The 19,858-nt window shown below is 64.3% G+C and carries 20 protein-coding genes and 1 pseudogene; 11 read left to right on the forward strand and 10 right to left on the reverse strand.

Going from position 1 to position 19,858, the window contains the following annotated elements:
* Positions 1–224: 224 nt before the first annotated feature.
* Together ABFA30_RS07020 and ABFA30_RS07025 are read left to right on the forward strand one after the other, a co-directional pair.
* A pseudogene (locus ABFA30_RS07020) lies at positions 225–1,103 on the forward strand (methyl-accepting chemotaxis protein); the annotation flags it as partial.
* Positions 1,104–1,304: 201 nt separating this feature from the next.
* Entirely contained in the window at positions 1,305–2,009 is a 705-nt protein-coding gene (locus ABFA30_RS07025; RefSeq protein ID WP_410046032.1) for a methyl-accepting chemotaxis protein, read from the forward strand.
* Between the two features lie 136 nt (positions 2,010–2,145).
* On the opposite strand, the gene ggt is transcribed toward ABFA30_RS07025, so the two are convergent.
* The 3 genes from ggt to ABFA30_RS07040 all read right to left on the reverse strand — a co-directional run bounded on the left by ggt (position 2,146) and on the right by ABFA30_RS07040 (position 5,493).
* Positions 2,146–3,813: a gamma-glutamyltransferase gene (ggt, locus tag ABFA30_RS07030; protein WP_410045272.1), complete on the reverse strand. Its 1,668-nt coding sequence runs from the start codon at positions 3,811–3,813 to the stop codon at positions 2,146–2,148.
* A gap of 96 nt (positions 3,814–3,909) precedes the next feature.
* Positions 3,910–4,815: a LysR family transcriptional regulator gene (locus ABFA30_RS07035; RefSeq protein ID WP_225790532.1), complete on the reverse strand. Its 906-nt coding sequence runs from the start codon at positions 4,813–4,815 to the stop codon at positions 3,910–3,912.
* 87 nt (positions 4,816–4,902) lie between these two features.
* A complete protein-coding gene (locus ABFA30_RS07040) occupies positions 4,903–5,493 on the reverse strand; it encodes an NAD(P)H-dependent oxidoreductase (RefSeq protein ID WP_225790533.1) in 591 nt (196 codons plus the stop codon).
* Between the two features lie 194 nt (positions 5,494–5,687).
* Between ABFA30_RS07040 and ABFA30_RS07045 the strand changes: the two genes are divergently transcribed.
* Positions 5,688–6,002, forward strand: coding sequence for a putative quinol monooxygenase (locus ABFA30_RS07045; protein ID WP_225790534.1), 315 nt, complete (start codon positions 5,688–5,690; stop codon positions 6,000–6,002).
* Here ABFA30_RS07045 and ABFA30_RS07050 read toward each other — a convergent pair.
* Positions 5,992–6,756, reverse strand: coding sequence for a sulfite exporter TauE/SafE family protein (locus ABFA30_RS07050; protein ID WP_410045273.1), 765 nt, complete (start codon positions 6,754–6,756; stop codon positions 5,992–5,994). The two genes, ABFA30_RS07045 and ABFA30_RS07050, sit on opposite strands and share 11 nt — an antisense overlap.
* A gap of 77 nt (positions 6,757–6,833) precedes the next feature.
* Here ABFA30_RS07050 and ABFA30_RS07055 point away from each other — a divergent pair, with 77 nt between their 5' ends.
* Positions 6,834–7,718: a LysR family transcriptional regulator gene (locus ABFA30_RS07055; protein WP_225790536.1), complete on the forward strand. Its 885-nt coding sequence runs from the start codon at positions 6,834–6,836 to the stop codon at positions 7,716–7,718.
* 50 nt (positions 7,719–7,768) lie between these two features.
* Here ABFA30_RS07055 and ABFA30_RS07060 read toward each other — a convergent pair whose 3' ends face one another.
* Positions 7,769–8,545: a hypothetical protein gene (locus ABFA30_RS07060; RefSeq protein WP_225790537.1), complete on the reverse strand. Its 777-nt coding sequence runs from the start codon at positions 8,543–8,545 to the stop codon at positions 7,769–7,771.
* Positions 8,527–9,543 (reverse strand): hypothetical protein, encoded by a 1,017-nt coding sequence (locus ABFA30_RS07065; protein WP_410045274.1) that lies wholly within the window; start codon positions 9,541–9,543, stop codon positions 8,527–8,529. The genes ABFA30_RS07060 and ABFA30_RS07065 overlap by 19 nt, the downstream gene beginning before the upstream one ends.
* Before the next feature lie 195 nt (positions 9,544–9,738).
* On the opposite strand from ABFA30_RS07065, the gene ABFA30_RS07070 reads away from it, so the two are divergent.
* From ABFA30_RS07070 to ABFA30_RS07085, 4 genes are all read left to right on the forward strand, one after another.
* A complete protein-coding gene (locus ABFA30_RS07070; RefSeq protein ID WP_225790539.1) occupies positions 9,739–10,344 on the forward strand; it encodes a CDP-alcohol phosphatidyltransferase family protein in 606 nt (201 codons plus the stop codon).
* Between the two features lie 24 nt (positions 10,345–10,368).
* A complete protein-coding gene (locus ABFA30_RS07075) occupies positions 10,369–12,123 on the forward strand; it encodes a bifunctional alpha/beta hydrolase/class I SAM-dependent methyltransferase (RefSeq protein WP_253103468.1) in 1,755 nt (584 codons plus the stop codon).
* 76 nt (positions 12,124–12,199) lie between these two features.
* Positions 12,200–12,823 carry a lysophospholipid acyltransferase family protein gene (locus ABFA30_RS07080; RefSeq protein WP_253103469.1) on the forward strand — a complete coding sequence of 208 codons (624 nt, stop codon included), beginning with the start codon at positions 12,200–12,202 and terminating at the stop codon, positions 12,821–12,823.
* Position 12,824: 1 nt separating this feature from the next.
* Entirely contained in the window at positions 12,825–13,757 is a 933-nt protein-coding gene (locus ABFA30_RS07085) for a phosphatidate cytidylyltransferase (RefSeq protein ID WP_410045275.1), read from the forward strand.
* Between the two features lie 94 nt (positions 13,758–13,851).
* Here ABFA30_RS07085 and ABFA30_RS07090 read toward each other — a convergent pair whose 3' ends face one another.
* Positions 13,852–14,127, reverse strand: a complete 276-nt coding sequence (locus ABFA30_RS07090; RefSeq protein WP_225790543.1) for a metal/formaldehyde-sensitive transcriptional repressor — start codon at positions 14,125–14,127, stop codon at positions 13,852–13,854.
* A 70-nt stretch (positions 14,128–14,197) separates the two neighbouring features.
* Between ABFA30_RS07090 and dmeF the strand changes: the two genes are divergently transcribed.
* Together dmeF and ABFA30_RS07100 are read left to right on the forward strand one after the other, a co-directional pair.
* Positions 14,198–15,136 (forward strand): CDF family Co(II)/Ni(II) efflux transporter DmeF, encoded by a 939-nt coding sequence (dmeF, locus tag ABFA30_RS07095; RefSeq protein ID WP_368816404.1) that lies wholly within the window; start codon positions 14,198–14,200, stop codon positions 15,134–15,136.
* A gap of 96 nt (positions 15,137–15,232) precedes the next feature.
* The gene (locus ABFA30_RS07100; RefSeq protein ID WP_023631693.1) at positions 15,233–15,577 is read left to right on the forward strand and encodes a cupin domain-containing protein; all 345 of its coding nucleotides are present in this window, start codon (positions 15,233–15,235) and stop codon (positions 15,575–15,577) included.
* Positions 15,578–15,768: 191 nt separating this feature from the next.
* On the opposite strand, the gene mmsB is transcribed toward ABFA30_RS07100, so the two are convergent.
* On the reverse strand, positions 15,769–16,656 hold the full coding sequence (mmsB, locus tag ABFA30_RS07105) for a 3-hydroxyisobutyrate dehydrogenase (RefSeq protein WP_225790545.1): 888 nt from the start codon (positions 16,654–16,656) through the stop codon (positions 15,769–15,771).
* Between the two features lie 10 nt (positions 16,657–16,666).
* On the reverse strand, positions 16,667–18,193 hold the full coding sequence (locus ABFA30_RS07110) for a CoA-acylating methylmalonate-semialdehyde dehydrogenase (RefSeq protein WP_410045276.1): 1,527 nt from the start codon (positions 18,191–18,193) through the stop codon (positions 16,667–16,669).
* A 132-nt stretch (positions 18,194–18,325) separates the two neighbouring features.
* Between ABFA30_RS07110 and ABFA30_RS07115 the strand changes: the two genes are divergently transcribed.
* Entirely contained in the window at positions 18,326–19,276 is a 951-nt protein-coding gene (locus tag ABFA30_RS07115; RefSeq protein ID WP_225790547.1) for a LysR family transcriptional regulator, read from the forward strand.
* Positions 19,277–19,337: 61 nt separating this feature from the next.
* Here ABFA30_RS07115 and ABFA30_RS07120 read toward each other — a convergent pair whose 3' ends face one another.
* Positions 19,338–19,796, reverse strand: a complete 459-nt coding sequence (locus ABFA30_RS07120) for an OmpA family protein (RefSeq protein ID WP_410046033.1) — start codon at positions 19,794–19,796, stop codon at positions 19,338–19,340.
* Positions 19,797–19,858 lie beyond the last annotated feature (62 nt).

The raw sequence follows: 19,858 nt of genomic DNA on the forward strand, positions 1-19,858 counted from the left end.
CCCTCCACGAATCAGCGGGCCCACCTGATAACAACAAACGCCCGGCGGTTGGAGATCAAGAGAGCGAAAATCACTTCGGGAGAGCGTGCATGAACAGCTGGTTTGCCAACATCAGCGTCAACCTTAAACTCGGGCTGGGCTTCGGCCTGGTCCTGCTGCTGACCGGCCTGCTGGCCCTGACCGGCTGGACCAGCCTGGGCAGCCTGATCGACCGCAGCAACTGGATGAGCGACATCACCCAGCTCAACAGCGACCTGACCAACCTGCGCGTCGCGCGCCTGCAATACATGCTGACCAACGGCGACGACACCTCGGCCGCCAACGTGCTGGACAAGCTCGACACCTTCGGCGCCCAGCAGCAACACCTGGTCAACACTTTCAAGAGCCCGGAAAACCTCAAGCTGCTGCGCGAGCAGGGCCAGACCATCAGTGAGTACCGGGTCTCGCTGGACAAGATGCGCAAAGGCTACAGGGCCACCCTCGCCGCTCGTGAGGCCATGGGCCAGACCGCCAGCCAGGCCCACGATGCGATCGAGACGATCGGCCGCGACGTGCTGGCAAGCCCGCAGGACGATGCCGCCCGCCTGGCGCAGTACCTGGTAGTCAGCAAGGTCGAGCAACAGTTGGCCCAGGTGCGCCTGGACGTGCGCAACTACATCACCGACCTCACCCCCGATGCCGAACAGGCCGCCCTGCGCCAGCTCGATGCCGCACTGGCGCAAATCGACGACCTCAAGCGCCAGTTGCCGGGCGAGACCGCGCCTATCCAGCAGTTCGAGCGTGCCATGCTGGCCTATCGCGATGCCGTGCGTCAGTTCCGCGACGCCACCGCCGAGATTGGCGTGGCCCGCGCGGAAATGACCGTACAGGGTGCCGATATCGTCAAGCGCAGCGATGCGCTGTACAAGATCCAGCTCGAGCGCCGCGACAACGAAAGCGCCCAGGCGCGCAGCCTGCAGACCATCGCCACGCTGCTGGCGCTGCTGGTGGGCGTGCTGGCGGCCTTCCTCATCACCCGGCAGATCACCCGCCCGCTGCGCGAGACCCTGGATGTGGTGGAAAAGATCGCCAGCGGCGACCTCACCCAGGACCTGCGCGTCACCCGTCGCGACGAACTGGGCGTGCTGCAGCAGGGCATCGCCCGCATGGGCGTGACCCTGCGCGAGCTGATCACCGGTATTCGCGACGGCGTCACGCAGATCGCCAGTGCCGCCGAGGAACTGTCGGCGGTGACCGAGCAGACCAGCGCAGGCGCCAACAGCCAGAAGGTCGAGACCGACCAGGTCGCCACGGCGATGCACGAGATGGCCGCGACCGTCCAGGAAGTGGCGCGCAATGCCGAGCAGGCCTCCCATGCCGCAACCGGCGCCGATGAGGAAGCCCGTGCCGGCGATCGCGTGGTGGGCGAGGCGGTCAGCCAGATCGAGCGCCTGGCCGCCGAGGTGCATCGCTCCACCGAGGCCATGAGCCTGCTGCAGCAAGAAAGCCAGAAGATCGGCAGCGTCATGGACGTGATCAAGTCGGTGGCCGAGCAGACCAACCTGCTGGCGCTCAACGCCGCCATCGAGGCGGCACGCGCCGGTGAAGCCGGCCGTGGCTTCGCGGTGGTGGCCGACGAGGTACGCGGCCTGGCCCAGCGTACCCAGCAGTCCACCGAGGAGATCGAGGAGCTGGTGGCCAGCCTGCAGAACGGTACCCAGCAGGTGGCCGACGTCATGCTCGGCAGCCGCTCCCTGACCGACAGCAGCGTGGAGCTTGCGCGCAAGGCCGGGCTGTCGCTGGAGAACATCACCCGCACGGTGTCGAACATCCAGTCGATGAACCAGCAGATCGCTGCCGCTGCCGAACAGCAGAGCGCCGTGGCCGAGGAAATCAGCCGCAGCATCCTGAATGTACGGGACGTGTCGGAACAGACCGCCACGGCGAGCGACGAGACGGCGGCCTCCAGCGTCGAACTGGCGCGGCTGGGTGGGCACCTGCAAACGCTGGTCAGCCAGTTCCGCGTTTGACCGGCAGGACCAGGGGCTGCTTTGCAGCCCTTTCGCGACACAAGGCCGCGAAAGGGGCGCGAAGCGGCCCCAGCCCAAATGTCTTCATCTTGCGGCCAGAGCGCCGCGAATGCGTCAGGCCAGGCACGCCACCCGGTTACCTGACAACCTTCCCTACACCCCGCCCACGCGGATCGGACGCAGTCTCCAGCGTGTCCCCCGTCACCCGGATCGCCTGGATATCGCCCATTTCCCAGCCCTGGTCCTCCAGCACATAGCCCATCGCCTTCAGCTCCTCGGCCACCGGCCCGGTCAGCGGCGCGTAGCTGTCGAAGTAGATCGTGTCCTTGGGCAGCAGTTGGTGATGCACGCGCTGCGCCGCCACGGCCTTCTCCAACGGCATGCCGTAGTCATACAGGTTGTTCATCACCTGGAAGATCGAGGTGAAGATCCGCGAACCACCCGGCGTGCCGATCACCAGCGTCACCTTGCCGTCACGGGTGACCAGGCTCGGGCTCATGGACGACAGCATGCGTTTGCCCGGCGCGATGGCATTGGCGTCACCGCCGACTACACCGAAGGCATTGGCCACGCCAGGCTTGGCGCTGAAATCGTCCATCTCGTCGTTGAGCAAAAAGCCCGCGCCCTTGACCACCACACCGCTGCCGTAGTCGAGGTTGAGGGTATAGGTGTTGCTCACCGCGTTGCCCTGCTTGTCGACGATGGAGAAGTGGGTGGTCTGGTGCGACTCCAGGCCCGGGCGCACCTTGTCGGTCTCGGAGATCGCATCGGGGTTGACCTGTTCAGCGCGCTTGGCCAGGTAGTCCTTGTCGATCAACCGGGCGACCGGCACCTGGGTGAAGGCCGGGTCGCCCAGGTAGTCGGCGCGGTCGGCGAACACGCGCTTCTCGATCTCCGCCAATAGGTGGATGTAGCGCGCCGAGTTGTGCGCCACGCCCTTGAAGTCCGCCGCCCGCACTTCCTTGATGCCCAGCAGCTGGGCCAGTGCAACACCGCCGGAGCTGGGCGGCGGTGCGGTATAGACCACGTTGCCGCGCCAATCGAGGGCCATCGGCTGGCGCCACACGGCCTTGTAGTCCTTGAGGTCGTCCTTGGTGATCAGGCCCTTGTCGGCCTGCATCTGCGCCACCAGCAGGTCGGCGGTCCGGCCCTGGTAGAACTCGCTGACGCCCTTGTCGGCGATGCGCTCGAGGGTCTGCGCCAGCTCCGGCTGCTTGAACAGCTCGCCGACCTTCATGCTGGCGAAGTAGTCGTTGAAGTTGGTGGCCTCCTTGAACAGGCCCTGGGCGTCGTCGCGGTACTGGTACTGTTTTTCGGCGACCTTGAAGCCGTTTTTGGCATAGCCGATGGCCGGGGTCAGCAGCTCGCTCCAAGGCAGCTTGCCGAACTTCTGATGGGCCTCCCACAGCCCCATCACCGTACCCGGCACGCCGGCGGCACGGGCGCCGACCAGGCTCAGGTTCTCGATGACCTCGCCCTTGTCGTCCAGGTACATGTCGCGGCTGGCGGCCTTGGGAGCCACCTCGCGGTAGTCGAGGAAATACGGCTTGCCGTCGACGAACAGGGTCATGAAGCCACCGCCACCGATGTTGCCGGCCTCGGGGTAGGTCACCGCCAGGGTGAAGGCCGTGGCCACTGCGGCATCCACCGCGTTGCCGCCCTTCTTCAGAATATCGGCGGCGACCTGTGCGCCATATTCATCGGGGGCGGCCACGGCACCGCCTTCGAGGGTCACGGCAAATGCCGAGGAACAGCTGAGAATCGCGGCCCCGAAGGCCAGGGACCGGAACATGACGATACGCATGCGCACTTTCCTTGGTGTTGTTCTTGTCGAACAGTCATTAAGGCCCAAGCCTCTGGACTACGCAAACACCCAGGGAATTTCCACCGTCGATGAACGTCAGGGCAGCGAGCAGGCGTACATCGCCAGCTTTTGCTGGATGAAGTCGAGGAAGCACTGGATGCGCAGGGCCAACTGGGTATTGCGGTAGTACACCGCGTGAATCGGTTGGCGATAGCCATTGTTGAACTCGCCTAGCACGACCTGCAGGCGACCGCTGCGGATGTCCTCGTGGGTCATGAAGTGCGACAGGCTGACGATGCCCTCGCCAGCCAGGGCCAACTGACGCAAGGTCTCGCCGCTGGAGGCGACCAGGCTGGGGCGGATGCTCCAGCGATCGCCCTCGGCATGACGCAATGGCCACTGGTTGAGGGTTTCCAACTGGCTGAAGCCGAGCAGGCAATGCTCGTCGAGGTCCTCCACCCGCTGTGGGGTGCCATGGCGGGCCAGGTACTCGGGGCTGGCCAGTACCTGCACCGGGCTGCAGCCCAGGGAGCGGGCGTGCAGGCTGGAGTCGGCCAGCTCGCCGATGCGGATGGCCACGTCGGTGCTCTGCTCCAGCAGGTCGATGATCAGGTCGTCGGTGTTCAGTTCCAGTTCGATCCCTGGGTACTGGCGGCGGAACTCGCCGATCCAGGGCAGGATGGCATGCAGCATGAACGGCGCGGCGGCATTGATGCGCAGGCGCCCGGAGGGGGTCTGGCGGTGCATCGACAGACGTTCTTCCATCTCGTCCATCTGCTCGAGGATCAGCCGCGCGCGTTCGAGGAAGAAGCGACCTTCCTCGGTCAGGTCCATGCGCCGGGTGGTGCGATTGACCAGCGTGGTGCCGAGCTTGGTTTCCAGCCGCGACAGGGTGCGGCTGACCGCCGAGGGGGTCTGGCCGATCTGCTCGGCGGCGGCGGAGATCGAGCCGCAGTCGATCACGGCGACGAATACCTGGAGCTCTTCGGATCGGGTTTTCACGTATCAGACCTGTGCTGAAACATGCCGTGATTGATAGCCGGTGATGGGGGTTCCTGCAAGGGGGCCGCTTCGCAGCCCCAGGCCCCATCACTGGGCCTTGCCGAACACCTTGTCCAGGTGCGCCTCATAGGCCGCCACGGTCGCCGGCACATCCGGCCGCTTCATCACATCCACCGCCAGGAAGGTCGGCAGCCCACTCATGCCCAGGAACTGGTTGGCCTTGTGGAACGGGAAGTACACCGCATCCACCCCCTTGCCCTCGAAGAAGTCGGCTGGGTCATCGAAGGCCTGTTGCGGTGCGTTCCAGGTGGCCGAGATCATGTACTGCTTGCCCTGGACCAGCCCACCGCTGCCGTACTTCTGCGAAGCATCGGAGCGGGTGCGGCCGTCGTTGGCGTACAGGCTGCCGTGGCCGGCGGTGAAGACTTCGTCGATGTACTGCTTGACGGTCCAGGGCGCGCCCATCCACCAGCCGGGCATCTGGTAGATCACCACATCGGCCCAGAGGTACTTTTCCACCTCTTCCCGGATGTCGTAGCCGCCGTCGATATAGGTCTGCTTCACGTCGAAACCGGCGCGGTCCAGGTGGGCCAGGGCGACATCGTGCAGGGTCTCGTTCAGGCGACCGTCGGAGTGAGCGAAGCGTTTGCCGCCGTTGAGCAGGAGGATCTTTTTCATGGGGGCCTCGTAAGGTGGTGTCGATCCGAGGCCAGTGAGCCGCCGATCGAGTCAAGTTGGATGGCGGTAGAGTAGGTATCCAGCGGAGGAGGAAAAAGAGATCCCAACGCAAAATACATTTGCGCTCAAATCATGAATGACAACCCTATTGTTGCCTTAGACTCTGACACCTCCCCATTCCCAAGGCCCTCTCCATGACCGAGCAATACGCCTTCATCCTCAAAGCCAAGACCCGCCCGGAAAAGGCCGAAGCCTTCGAACGACTGTTCCGTGCCTACGTCGAGCCCAGCCGCCAGGAGCCGGGTTGCATCGAGTACCACATGCTGCGCGACAAGGAAGACCCGAGCCTGTTCGTGTTCTACGAGGTGTGGGCCAGCAAGGCCGACCTGGACGTGCATTCGGCCCTGCCGCATATGCGCGAGTTCTTCGAACGGCGCATGGACTACCTGGAGCGCGACTTCGATATCCAGCTGATCGAAATGCTCAGCCCGTCCTCCGCTACCCGTTGACCAGCAGCTGCCCCCCCAGCAGCGCCAGGCCGATGAAGAAGCAGCGCCTGAACAGCGGGGCACTGATGCGCTGGCGCAGCCACTGGCCGCCGAGCATCCCCAGCAGGGCGGGTACCAGCACCAGCAGTGATGCGCCCAGTGCCTGGCCACCCAGCGCATCCTGCCCTGCCAGGCCCAAGGCCAGGGCGAAGGTGGAAACCGTGAACGCCAGGCCCAGGGCCTGGACCATCTCGTCGCGCGACAACCCCAGGCTCTGCAGGTAGGGCACCGCCGGCATCACGAACACGCCCGTCGCCGCCGTCACGACACCCGTCGCCAGGCCACACAACGGGCCCAACCACCACTCCCGCCGCGGCACCACCGACACTGTCGGCCCCACCAGCCCGTACAAGGCATACACCAGCAGCGCCCCACCCAGTGCATGCGCCGCCCAGGGGCCGCTGTCGATGCCCAGCCAGGCGCTGCCGAGCAAGGTACCGACGAAGATCATCGACAACATGCCGGCCAATCGGCGCAGCAGCACGCGCAGGTGCCCGCCGGCAGCCAGTTGCCAGAGGTTGGTCACGGTGGAGGGCACGATCAGCAAGGCAGCAGCCTGCGCCGGCGCCATAGCCAGGCCCAGCATGCCCATGGCGATGGTCGGCAGCCCGAGGCCGATCACGCCCTTGACCGCGCCGGCCAGGAAGAAGGTCAGGAGCACCAGCAGCGACAGTGCCAGGCCCATGTTCTGGTAGAACTCGAGGACAGTATTCATGGACCCATGGTGCCCGGCCCGGGGGCTTGGGAAAATCTGCCATATACTCAGCCAGACTCTTGCCAGGACAGAGGCTGATGCATTTCGACCTGACCGACCTCACGCTGTTCCAGCACACCCTGGAATGCGGCAACATCACCGCCGGCGCCCGCCGCAGCCACCTGTCGCTGCCCGCCGCCAGCGCCCGTATCCGCGCCATGGAGGCGTCCCTCGGCATTCCCCTGCTCGAGCGCAATCGCCGTGGCGTGCAGCCTACCCCAGCCGGCCAGGCCCTGTTGCAGCATGCCCGGCTGATCGGCCAACAGGTCGAGCGCCTGCAATACGACCTGGCCCAGTACGCCCAAGGCCAACAGGGCCAGGTGCGCTTGTTGTGCAATACCGCCGCGCTGACCGAATACCTGCCGGAACTGCTGGCCGCGTACCTCGTCGAGCACCCTGGGGTCAGCGTGGATGTGCAGGAGTTGCCGAGCCTGCGCATCGTGCAGTCGATCAGCCAAGGCATGGCCGACCTGGGGATCATCTCCACCGCTGCGCCCAACGAGCATTTGCAGACCCGGCCGTTTCGCGCCGATCCGCTCGTGCTGGTGATGCCCCTCGGCCATCCCTTGGCCAAACACGACGCACCCACCTTCGTCGACAGCCTCGCCCATGGCCACGTCGGCCTGGGTGCCAACAGTGCCCTGGCCCTGTACCTGGAGGAACAAGCCCTGCGCGAAGGGCGGCGCATGCAGGTACGGGTGCGGGCCGAGGGGTTCGATGGTGTGCTGCGCATGGTCGCCGGAGGGGCTGGGATCGGCGTGGTGCCATTGGCTGCCGTGCACCGCTGGGAAGGGATACTACCCTTGTGCTGGACGGCCTTGACCGAAGACTGGGCCAATCGCCAGTTGTTGCTGTGTGCCCGGGACTTCGAGGCATTGCCAGGCTATGCGGCGGCGTTGGCAAGGCGACTGGAGACAGAGTGAGACTCGTCTCAGCCGGTCCCGCTGCAACCGCGAGCACGTTGCTAACCACATCAAGGCTGCGTTGCCGTTCTGGTCGTCACGCCGAATATTGCCTTCAATCGCTCGACATAGGTTTCCAGCTCACCTGAAAGCCCCAGGTCCTTGAGCCTGACCTGCTCTTTTCCAATGCGCTCAAGAAACACCGCCATATCCTGCTGAAGTACCTCTGGCAGCGGTATCGGCTCTTCGGAAAGCAACGAACTCAATTGAAGGACATCGTTCCTGTGCTTGCGGATATTCCTGCTATCCACCTGCTCACCGGCGTCCTTTCGCCTCGACAGGTCCAGCCATGCCTTGGCCTTGAACGGGATGAGGCATGACGCACCGATATGCGTGATATCACTGCCAACTTGGCGAGCTTCCAGCAGAAACGCGTAGTACGCGTCGTCGAGAAGAATTGCCGACAAGCTGGAGACTGCCTCGCCGGAGGGAATGGGCGTCAGTGTTTCACCCTCTTCGTGACCAAGCCCCTCTGGCTTGCGAGAGAACAACTCGATCTGTGCAGGATAGGCTTCCTTCGCAGGATTCTGGAACCGATAGAGGATCGGCCGGTCTCCGCTGCGCTGCCTGACGCGATAACCGCCATCGCGAATGAAGTGCCAGAATTGATTGACGAAAGCGGCATCCAGTGCCTCGATGATCAGCACGATGTCGAGATCCTTGGTGGCTCGGAACTCACCGCCCGCCTCGTCCATCACCAGCCAAGCCGCCACGCCACCGATCATGACGTACTGATCGCCGTATCCTTTGAAATGCTCAGCGAATAGCTCTAGTCCCCTGATAGCCAATGAATACTCTCCCTGATTTCATCCAATGCCATTTGAATACGTTCATCGGGGTTTTCTTCGAGACTCAACAGCAATGAGGCCTTGTCGGCCAGATTGGCCTCGTTCGGCAGTCCAGCGTATGACCAGACCTCAACCTCTGCCCTGATCTGGTCGACATCCTCAGTGACCCTGAAAACCTCTCCCTCCAGACGCGAGAAAACCTTCCGGGTCATGCCATAAACAGGCCGGCCAGGTGCGGCGAGCAATGTGTACTCGGCCAATGCCGCTTCCCCGGCAAGGAACACACCGTTACCCAATTGCAACGTCGAATCGATGAAAACCCTTCGCTTTACAGGCGAACGGAAATACTGCCTGGCCTGGCTGAAAATTTCCGGCGCAGAAGCCTTGAATTCGTAACGATTGATGTTCACCCGATCGGCCACCGGTACAAGCAACCCAAGGGCCTGGAGTTGCTCAAGCACCTTGCCCAAGGTGACCCGGCTGTAGGTGTATTCCCCAAGGATGTCGACCGAAGAGAAGACGTCATGGCTAGCCCAACCCCCATAGAGGGATTGCAAGAGAACCGCCTGGGTCGCAGGCAACAAGGCAGCTTCGGACAGCACGGGTTTGCGCTGGCGAAAGCGCTCGCGCAAGTCAATGGCTATCTCGGGGATGAACATCTGATAGCGTGGCTGGATGAAATTGATCCGATGACCGATAAGGCTGCGTCGCTCATGGGCGGAAAGAGAGGCGAAAGCCAGCACGATAGTCGCGTCCGTCGCCTTGCGGATCTGGTCGAGATGCTTGTTCAGGGCTATCACGCCTGGATAGCGGCTCTCTCGCGGTACCAGCAAGAGCAGTTCCAGATCCGCTAACGAGCCAAGCCCCAATCTCACCTCGACTGGCTGGTACGCATCCTTGATATGAAACGGGAGTTTCAGCAGGGAAATCCTGGTCTGGACGCTGGCACCCAGCATCGACTCCAGATAAGCCCCGACTTCCTTTCGCAGATTGTCCATACCAGCCCCTGTAAACTCTATTTTTAAACTGTAAACCAGCATTGTTTACAATTCAAAAATCACGTTTACACAAAGCCGCTGACTCCGTTCCCGCTTGATCGATCCTTTCACACCGTTGGAATATCGCGCTTGCCGTTACACAAAATAATCCTCTAGGTTTGCGCCTTGAAGCCGCACCATGACAGGGAGCTCACCGTGCCATCCATCTACCAGCTAAAACCCCGCTTCCAAGCCTTGCTGCGCCCTGCGGTAAAGCGCTTGTACGAGCGTGGCGTCACCGCCAACCAGGTCACCGTCGCCGCCGCGCTCGTATCGGTACTGCTCGGCCTGCTGCTGGCCTGGCAAAGCCACATGGCCTGGCTGTTCATCCTGGTTCCGATCTGGATGCTGCTGCGCATGGCGCTCAATGCGGTCGATGGCATGCTCGCCCGGGAGTTCGGCCTGCAGTCGAAGCTGGGCGCCTACCTCAACGAACTGTGCGACCTGATCGCCGATGCCGCGCTGTACCTGCCATTCGCCCTGCTGCCGGGTGTGTCGTCTACCCTGGTGGTGCTGGTCGTGCTGGCATCGCTGATCAGCGAATACGCCGGGGTGATGGGGCCGCTGGCCGGAGCCTCGCGGCGCTACGACGGGCCGATGGGCAAGAGCGACCGGGCGTTTGCCTTCGGCGTGCTGGGGGCCGGAGTCGCCTTCGGGGTATTGAATGCGGCATGGATCGACGGCCTGTTGCTGGTCATCCTGGCGCTCTCGCTCTATACCCTCTACAACCGGGTTCGCCAAGGGCTGGCCGAAACCCGCTGACCTCGCCGGACAAGGACCTTCGCCATGCGCCAAGCGCAATCGCTGCACTTCTCGACTCATGACGGTGTCGAGCTGCATTACCGCCACTGGCCCGCTACCCGCAACGAACACCAGCCGCGCCGGGCGGTAGTGATGTTCCACCGCGGCCACGAGCATGGCGGGCGCATGGCCCATCTGGCCGACGAACTGGACATGCCCGGCTACGACTTCTTCGCCTGGGACGCCCGCGGCCACGGCCAGTCGCCGGGCGCACGTGGTGACAGCCCGAGCTTCGCCACCAGCGTGCGCGACGTGCAGACCTTCATCGAGCATATCCAGGCCCAGCACGGCATCGCGGAGCAGGACATGGTGGTGCTGGCGCAGAGCGTCGGCGCCGTGCTGGTGGCCACCTGGGCCCATGACTATGCGCCCAGGGTACGCTGCCTGGTGCTCGCCTCGCCGGCCTTCAAGGTCAAGCTCTACGTGCCCTTCGCCCGCCCAGGGCTGAAACTGCTGAAGGCCTTGCGTGGCAACTTCTTCGTCAACAGCTACGTCAAGCCGCGCCTGCTCACCCATGACCCGGAGCGAGTCATGTCGTACGTGGCCGACCCGCTGATCAGCCGACCGATCTCGGTGACCATGCTGCTGGGCCTGTACGAGGCGGCCGAGCGGGTGCTCGCCGATGCCCAGGCGATCCAGGTACCGACTCAGTTGCTGGTCTCCGGCACCGACCTGGTGGTCGAACGCAAGCCGCAGGAGCGCTTCTTCGAGCGCCTGGGCAGCACGCGCAAGGAACTGCACATCCTCCCGGGCTTCTTCCACGACACCCTCGGCGAACGTGATCGCGGCCACGCCCTGGCGCGTATCCAGCGCTTCGTCGAACACTGCTTCGACGCCCCCGCCCCGCGGCCTTCGCTGCTCGATGCCGACAAGGTCGGCGCCAGCTGCGCCGAGGCCGAGTGCCTGGCCGCACCGCTGCCGCGTCACTCGCCCCGCGACCTCTACTGGCGTGCCACCCGTGCCGGCCTGCGCCTGGGCAAGGGCTTCTCGGACGGCGTGAAGCTGGGCTTCGAAACCGGCTTCGACTCCGGCAGCACCCTCGACTACGTCTACCGCAACCAGCCCTGCGGCAAGGGCAAGCTGGGCGAATGGATCGACCGCAATTACCTCGATGCCATCGGCTGGCGCGGCATCCGCCAGCGCAAGCAGCATGCGGAGGAACTGCTGCGCCTGGCCATCCAGCACCTGCGCGCGCAGCAATGCAGGGTGCATATCGTCGATATCGCCGCCGGCCATGGCCGCTACATCCTCGAGGCCCTGCAAGGCCTGGAACAGTTACCCGACTCGATCCTGCTGCGCGACTACAGCGAACTGAACGTGCAGCAAGGCAGCGCACTGATCGCCGAGAAAGGCCTGGACGAGATCGCCCGCTTCGTCCAAGGCGACGCCTTCGACCGCCAAGGCCTGGCCGCCCTCGACCCACGTCCGACCCTGGCGGTGGTCTCGGGCCTCTACGAGCTGTTCGCCAGCAATCAGTTGGTGGGCAACTCCCTGGCAGGCCTGGCCGATGCCGTCGAGCCTGGCGGCTACCTGGTCTACACCGGCCAGCCCTGGCACCCGCAACTGGAGATGATCGCCCGCGCCCTGACCAGCCACCGCGACGGCCAGGCCTGGGTGATGCGCCGCCGCAGCCAGGCAGAGATGGACCAGTTGGTGGAGGCGGCAGGCTTTCGCAAGATCGCCCAGCGCATCGACGAATGGGGCATCTTCAGTGTCAGCCTGGCGCAGCGGGCAGGCTGATGGTGTACGAAGCGGCCACGGCCTACTGGCCCTCGCTACTCTGCTGACACTCCCTTTCACTGGATGAGAACGTGCCATGCTCGCCGCCCTGACCGCCTTCGCCATCACCTGCGCCGCGCGCCTGATCACTGGCGCACGCGCCCTGTGGCTGGGCTGCACACCCCAACCGGTGCAGCGCCTGTACTTCGCCAACCACAGTAGCCACGGCGACTTCGTGCTGCTCTGGGCCTCGCTGCCAGAGCCCTTGCGCCGCCGCACGCGTCCAGTGGCCGGTGCCGACTACTGGAGCAAGCCCGGTATCCGCGACTTCCTCATCCGCAAGGTCTTCAACGGCGTGCTCATCGACCGCCAGGGCGGCAGCCCCCACGACAACCCACTGCAACCGGTGCTGGATGCCCTGGCCCAGGGAGACTCGTTGATCTTTTTCCCCGAGGGCACCCGCAACCTGGGCGAGGAGCCCCTGCTGCCGTTCAAGAGTGGCCTGTTCCACCTGGCAGCGGCCAACCCCGACATCGAACTGGTCCCGGTGTGGCTTGCCAACCTCAACCGGGTGATGCCCAAGGGCCGTGCCCTGCCGTTGCCGCTGCTGTGTACCTTGAGTTTCGGCGAACCGATCCGCCTGCAGGCCGACGAAAGCAAGCAGGCCTTTCTCGAGCGGGCCAGCCAGGCCCTGCTGAACCTGGCCCCGAAGGATGCCTGAAATGGACGACAACACCCTTTCCCTGTTCGCCGGCATCGGCGCCCTGCTGCTGCTCGCCAGCGTGATCGGCCGCCTGCTCAAGTGGCGTGCCGGCCCTGCGCCGCATGCGGTGATCGACAACCTCAACGCACGTATCAACGCCTGGTGGGTGATGGTGCTGGTGATCGGCCTCGCCTTCGTGTTCGGCAAGTACGGCGTGATCCTGCTGTTCTACTTCGTCTCGTTCTACGCCCTGCGCGAGTTCATGACCCTCACCCCCACCCGGCGCAGCGACTATCCGGCGCTGCTGGCAGCGTTCTACCTGGCGCTACCGGTGCAGTACCTGCTGATCGCCATGGATTGGTACGGCCTGTTCAGCATCTTCATCCCGGTGTACCTGTTCCTCTTCCTGCCGATCCTGGCGAGCTTCGGCGGCGACACCACGCGCTTTCTCGAGCGTGCCTCGAAGGTGCAGTGGGGGCTGATGATCTCGGTGTACTGCCTGTCCTCGGTGCCGGCGCTGATGACCCTGGACATCCCCGGCTATGAAGGCCGCAACCTGCTGCTGATCGCCTGGTTGATCCTCGTGGTGCAGATCAGCGACGTGTTGCAGTACGTCTGCGGCAAGCTGTTCGGCAAGCACAAGGTCGCACCCAACCTGTCGCCATCGAAGACCGTCGAAGGCCTGGCCGGCGGCGTCGCCCTGGCCACCCTGGTCGGTGCGCTGCTGTGCTGGATCACCCCGTTCAGCTTCTGGCAGGCCGCGCTGATGGCCCTGACGGTGAACACGATGGGCTTCTTCGGCGGGCTGGTGATGTCGGCGATCAAGCGCGACCGTGGGGTGAAGGATTGGGGGCACATGATCGAGGGCCATGGCGGCATGCTCGATCGTATGGACTCGGTGTGCTTCGCGGCGCCGGTGTTCTTCCATTTCGTGCGCTATTGGTGGGCGTGAGGTAGTTGATACCCCTTGGGGGTATTGATGCGTGAACACCACTGCCCATTGCGTAGCGTGCCGGCGATGGGCTGCACAGCAGCCCTCGACCTCATTACTTGAGGTAAGACCGCAACAACGACGCCACTTTGTCCACCTCTTCCTGCCGCGCCTCAGCACTCAGCCCGTCCGCCACCAAGTGCTCGCGGATATGCCCTTCCATTACCTCAGCCATCAACCCGTTCACCGCCCCCCGTACAGCAGCGATCTGCTGCAGGATGGCTAGACAGTCCTTGTCCTGCTCCAGCGCAGTTTCCAGAGCCGCCGCTTGGCCTTTGATCTTGCGCACGCGGGTCAGCAATTGCTTCTTGCCATTGACAGTATGTGCCATTCAGTCTCGCACCATGGTAGGTATACTGGGGTATAGTATATTTTCGATCATTTGCGGAGCATGATAAACCATGGTGGAGCAAACCTCGGACAAGTGGCTGCACAGTCACCAGTTCCACACCAGCAACCTGGGCGCAGAACGCAAGACACGCCTGGCGGTATGGCTCACCGCCGTAATGATGGTGGTGGAAATCGCCGGGGGCTGGTTCTTCAACTCCATGGCCCTGCTCGCCGACGGCTGGCACATGAGCTCCCACGCCCTGGCCCTGGGGCTTTCACTGCTGGCCTATGCCGCCGCACGGCGTTATGCAGGCGATCGGCGCTTCGCCTTCGGTACCTGGAAGATCGAGATCCTCGGCGGCTACTCCAGCGCGCTGCTACTCCTGGGCGTTGCGGGGTTGATGGCTTTCCAGTCGGTCGAGCGACTCCTGGCACCGGGCCCGATCCACTATGACCAGGCAATCGCCATCGCAACCTCGGGCCTTGCGGTGAACCTCATCTGCGTCTGGCTGCTGCGCGACGATCACTCACACCATCACCACCGCCACGACCCTCATCACGACCATGGTCATCACCACGACCTGAACCTGCGTTCAGCGTACTTGCATGTGATCGCCGATGCTGCCACCTCGGTACTGGCGATCATCGCCCTGCTGGCGGGCAAGTTCTGGAGCGCGGGTTGGCTCGACCCGGTGATGGGCCTGGTGGGTGCAGTATTGGTGGCATGGTGGGCCCGAGGCTTGCTACGCGACACTGGGCGGGTGTTGCTGGACGCCGAGATGGATGCGCCGGTGGTCGAGGAGATCCGCGAATCGGTGGCACAACTGCCGATGCCCGCCACCATTACCGACCTGCACGTGTGGCGCGTCGGCAAGGACCAGTACGCCTGCATCCTCAGCCTAGCGACCCGCGCGCCACTGGATGCGGACGACGTTCGCCGGGTACTTGATGTCCATGAGGAGCTGGCCCATGTCACCGTGGAAGTGAATGCGCTGGCGAGCCCCCGATAGCGCGTCCAGGCACTTGGGCGTCGAGCCCAGGCAACTCCCCCTCGGCCACAGCCCCTATGGTGATGCGTCATTCAGCCATTCACCTGGAGCCCTGCCATGTCCGACTTCATCACCGTCCTACGCGAAACCTGCCCGACCCCCGTGGTCGATGCCACCAAGTGGAAGCGCATCGGCGGCGATCCGCACACGGTCAACCTCAACGCCTACCTGTCGGCCGATGGCAGTAAGATCATGGGCACCTGGATCTGCACCCCTGGCAAGTTCGAGGTCAACTACGAGAAGTGGGAGTACTGCCACTTCCTCGACGGCTACTGCATCGTCACCCCGGAAGGTGAAGAGCCCAAGCACCTGAAGGCCGGTGATGTGTTCGTCATCGAGCCAGGGATGAAGGGGACCTGGGAAGTGGTCGAGACCGTACGCAAGTACTTCGTCTTCGCCTGATTGCTCTTGGGCCCTGCAGGGCCTCTGGATGGGCTTGCCGGCAATGGGCTGCAAAGCAGCCCACTTGCAGCGGTCCATCAATCGAATGCATTTCCCGGACGGCAAAAAGATCGCGGAGCAGATGCCCTTCCCCAAGGTGCGCAGTTACATGGGGAAGGCCACCTGGCCCGCGATGAAGTCCACCTCGCGCATCAATCCTTCTTGCGATAGCTCTCGATGATCGCCGAGAAATCCTTGCCACCCTCGCCACGCAGGCTCATGGCCTGGTACAGCTGCTGGGCCACGGCGCCAAGGATCACTGGCTGGTGGGCCAGACGCGCCGCTTCGGTGGCCAGGCCCAGGTCCTTGAGCATCAGTTCGGCACCAAAGCCGCCGGTGTAGCCCCGCGACGCCGGGGCGGTCTCGATGATGCCCGGCCATGGGTTGTAGGTGTCCGAACTCCAGCAACGGCCCGTGGAACTGTTGATGATGCCGGCCAGCACCTGGGTGTCGATGCCCAGGGCATTGCCCAGGGCCATGGCCTCGGACACGCCGATCATCGAGATGCCCAGCAGCAGGTTGTTGCAGATCTTGGCGATCTGGCCCGTGCCGACCTCACCACAGTGCACGATGTTACGGCCCATCTGCTCCAGCACCGGCTTGAGGGTGGCGAACAGCTCGTTGCTGGCCCCGACCATGAAGGTCAGGGTGCCGGCCGCGGCGCCCCCGGTACCGCCGGACACCGGCGCATCGCCCATGTCCACGCCCTCGGCCGCCGCGGCCTTCGACACCTCCCGAGCGGTCTGCGGGTCGATGGTGCTGCAATCCACGGTCGGCGTGCCGGGACGCACGCCGGCCAGCACGCCGTCGTCACCGAGATAGACGCTGCGCACATGGGCCGCAGCCGGCAGCATGGTGATCACCAGGTCACTGTTGGCGGCAGCGTCCTTGGGCGAGGCGCTGACCTGCCCGCCCAGCTCGGCGAGTTCGGCGAGCACGGCCTTGTTCAGGTCGAACAGGTTCAATGCGTGCCCGGCCTTGATCAGGTTGCGGGCCATGGGCGCGCCCATGTTGCCCAAACCGATGAATGCGATGCGCATGGCGATCTCCTTAGCGCAGGCTGATGGTGGTGTTCACGCCGTCGCCCAGGCTGTCGTCGTCGAACCAGCGGGCGGTGACGGTCTTGGTCTGAGTGTAGAACTGCACCACCTGCTTGCCGTACGGGCCCAGGTCGCCCAGCTTGGAGCCACGGGACCCGGTGAAGCTGAAGAACGGCACCGGCACCGGGATCGGGATGTTGATGCCGACCTGGCCGATGTCGATCTCGCTCTGGAACTTGCGCGCCGCCGCGCCGCTCTGGGTGAACAGGCCGGTACCGTTGCCGAACGGGTTGCGGTTGACCAGGGCGATGGCCTCGTCGAGGGTATCGACCTCCAAGGTCACCAGCACCGGGCCGAAGATCTCCTGGGTGTAGATCTGCATGTCGGTGGTCACGCCAGAGAACAGGGTCGGGCCGACGAAGTTGCCCTGCTCGTAGCCCGGCACCTTGACGTCGCGGCCATCGAGTTCGAGCGTGGCGCCTTCCTCGATGCCGCTTTCGATCAAGCCCAGCACACGTTCCTTCGCGCGCTTGGAAACCAGCGGGCCGACATCGGTGCCCGGCTCGCAACCGGCGTTGACCTTGAGCTGGCTGGCCGCAGCCTTGATGTCCGGCAGCCATTCACGGGCCTTGCCCACCAGCACCGCCACCGAGGTGGCCATGCAGCGCTGGCCGGCCGCGCCGAAGGCGGCTCCGACCAGGGCATTGATGGTCTGGGTGCGGTTGGCGTCGGGCAGCACCACGGCGTGGTTCTTCGCGCCCATCATCGACTGCACGCGCTTGCCATGCTGGCTGGCCAGGTTGTAGACGTGGGTGCCGACCTCGGTGGAGCCAACGAAGGAGATCGCCTTGATGTCCGGGTGGGTGCAAATGGCGTCCACCACCTGCTTGCCACCATGCACCACGTTGAGCACACCGGCCGGCACGCCGGCTTCCAGCGCCAGCTCCACCAGTAGCATGGTCGACAGCGGGTCCTGCTCGGACGGTTTGAGGACGAAGGTGTTGCCGCAGACGATGGCCATGGGGAACATCCACAGCGGAATCATCGCCGGGAAGTTGAACGGGGTGATGCCAGCGCACACGCCGATCGGCTGACGCAGGGTGTAGGTGTCCACGCCGCCGGCGACATTCTCGGCGAACTCGCCCATCTGCAGGGTGCCGATGGACGCCGCGTGCTCGACCACTTCCAGGCCGCGGAAGATGTCGCCTTCGGCGTCGGCCAGGGTCTTGCCCTGCTCGGCGCTCAAGGTCTGGGCGATGCGCTTGGTGTGCTCGCGGATCAGCGCCTGCAGCTTGAGCATGATGCGCATGCGGGCGCCGATCGGGGTTTCGCGCCAGGTGGCGAAGGCGCGTTGGGCGGCCGCCACGGCGGCATCGACTTCCTCCACGGTGGCGAACGGCACCCGTGCCAGCACCTGCTGGGTGGCCGGGTTGACGATATCGCGCCACTCGGTGGTCTTGGACTCGACCCACTGGCCGTCGATCAGCAGCTTGACCTGCTCGACCTTGGCCTGGTCGGGGGTGTGGGGTGCGTTCATCTGCGCTCTCCTTGGAATTATTGTCGGGACGAGATCGCCAGCGCCGGGCAAACGCGAGGTGGCGCTCTTGGGTCTGTTTCGAGTATAGATGTGCAAACATCCAACAAGAACGCACAAAAAAACCGGATCATCATGCAAAAAGACCTCACCTCCCTGAGTTCGCTGAACTGGGACGACCTGAAGTTCTTCCTGGAAGTGGCGCGCACCCGCAAGGCCAGTAGCGCAGCCAAGCGCCTGGGTGTGGACTACACCACGGTGTCGCGGCGCATCGGCTCGCTGGAGGGGGCGCTGGGCACGCTGCTGTTCGAGAAATCGCGGACCAACGGCTTCGTCCTCACCGCCGAGGGCCAGCGCCTGCTGGGCTATGCCGAGTCGATCGAAAGCACCCTGCACATGGCTTGCGAACAGGTGTCCGGCTCAGGTGTGGCATTGTCGGGGCATGTTCGCATGGGCTGTACCGAGGGCTTTGGCAGTTTCTTCGTCACCCCGCAGTTGAGCCACTTCGTCGACGCCTACCCAGCCATCTCGGTGGACATCCTGCCGCTGCCGCACTTCATCAGCCTGTCCAAGCGCGAGGCGGACATCGTCATCGCCCTGGAGCGTCCCGAGCATGGGCCCTACGTGTGCTGCAAGCTGTGCGACTACCGCCTGCGGCTGTATGCCACCCAGGCGTACCTGGACAGCCACGAGCCGATCCGCCAGGTCGCCGACCTGGTGCGCCATCCGTTCATCAGCTATGTCGACGACCTGGCCTTCAGCTCCGAGCTGCTGTACCTGGCCAACCTGATCCCCAACGCCAATGCCCACCTGCGCAGCACCAGCGTGATCGCCCAGTACACGGCTGCGCTGCAGGGGCGCGGGCTGGCCATCCTGCCGTGCTTCCTGGCAGCCCAGGACCCACGGCTGATCAACGTGCTGCCGGTGGAGGTGGATATCACCCGGCAGTTCTGGATGTACTGCCGGGAGGACTTGCGCAAGCTCAAGCGCATCACCTTGCTGTGGGACTACATCCGCGAGGTGACCGAGGCCAATGCGCCGTTGTTGATGGGGGAAACCCGAGAGATGCGGTTTGCCCACACGTGAGCCTGGGGCTGCCGTCTCAGGCTTTACAACCCTGTTGGGGCCGCTTCGCGCCCCAGGCCACTCAGTCCGACGCCACCACGATCGACACCCGGCGATTCTCGGTTCGCCCCGAGCGGGTGCGGTTGTCAGCCACCGGCTGGCTGCTGCCAAGGCCGCGGGTCTCGATATTCTGCGGCTGCATGCCGATACCGACCAGCACCCGCGCCACGCTCTGCGCCCGGCGCTCGGACAACTGCTGGTTGTAGGCGGCGCGGCCCGACGCATCGGCATGGCCGTCGATGCGTACGTGCGGGATACCCACCGCCACCAGTGTCTTGCCGATGCGTTCGACGATGGCCTGGCTCTGGCTGTTGAGCCTGTCCAGGTCACTGCCGAACAGCACCTTGCCCGACAGGTCGAACGCCCAGCCTTCATCGGTCGGCGAGAAGCCCTCGCGCTTGAGCGCGGCAATCTGCTCGGCAGTCAGGCCCTTGGGTGGCACGCTCTGGCAGCCAGCCAGCGCCAGCAGCACCAGCAACATGGCCAAGCAAGGAAAACGCAATGACGGAAAACGGTGAATCACGATTAAGCTCCTGTGTTTAA

Origin of the sequence: Pseudomonas sp. HLMP (assembly GCF_046365545.1) — a bacterium.
GTDB lineage: Bacteria > Pseudomonadota > Gammaproteobacteria > Pseudomonadales > Pseudomonadaceae > Aquipseudomonas > Aquipseudomonas guariconensis_B.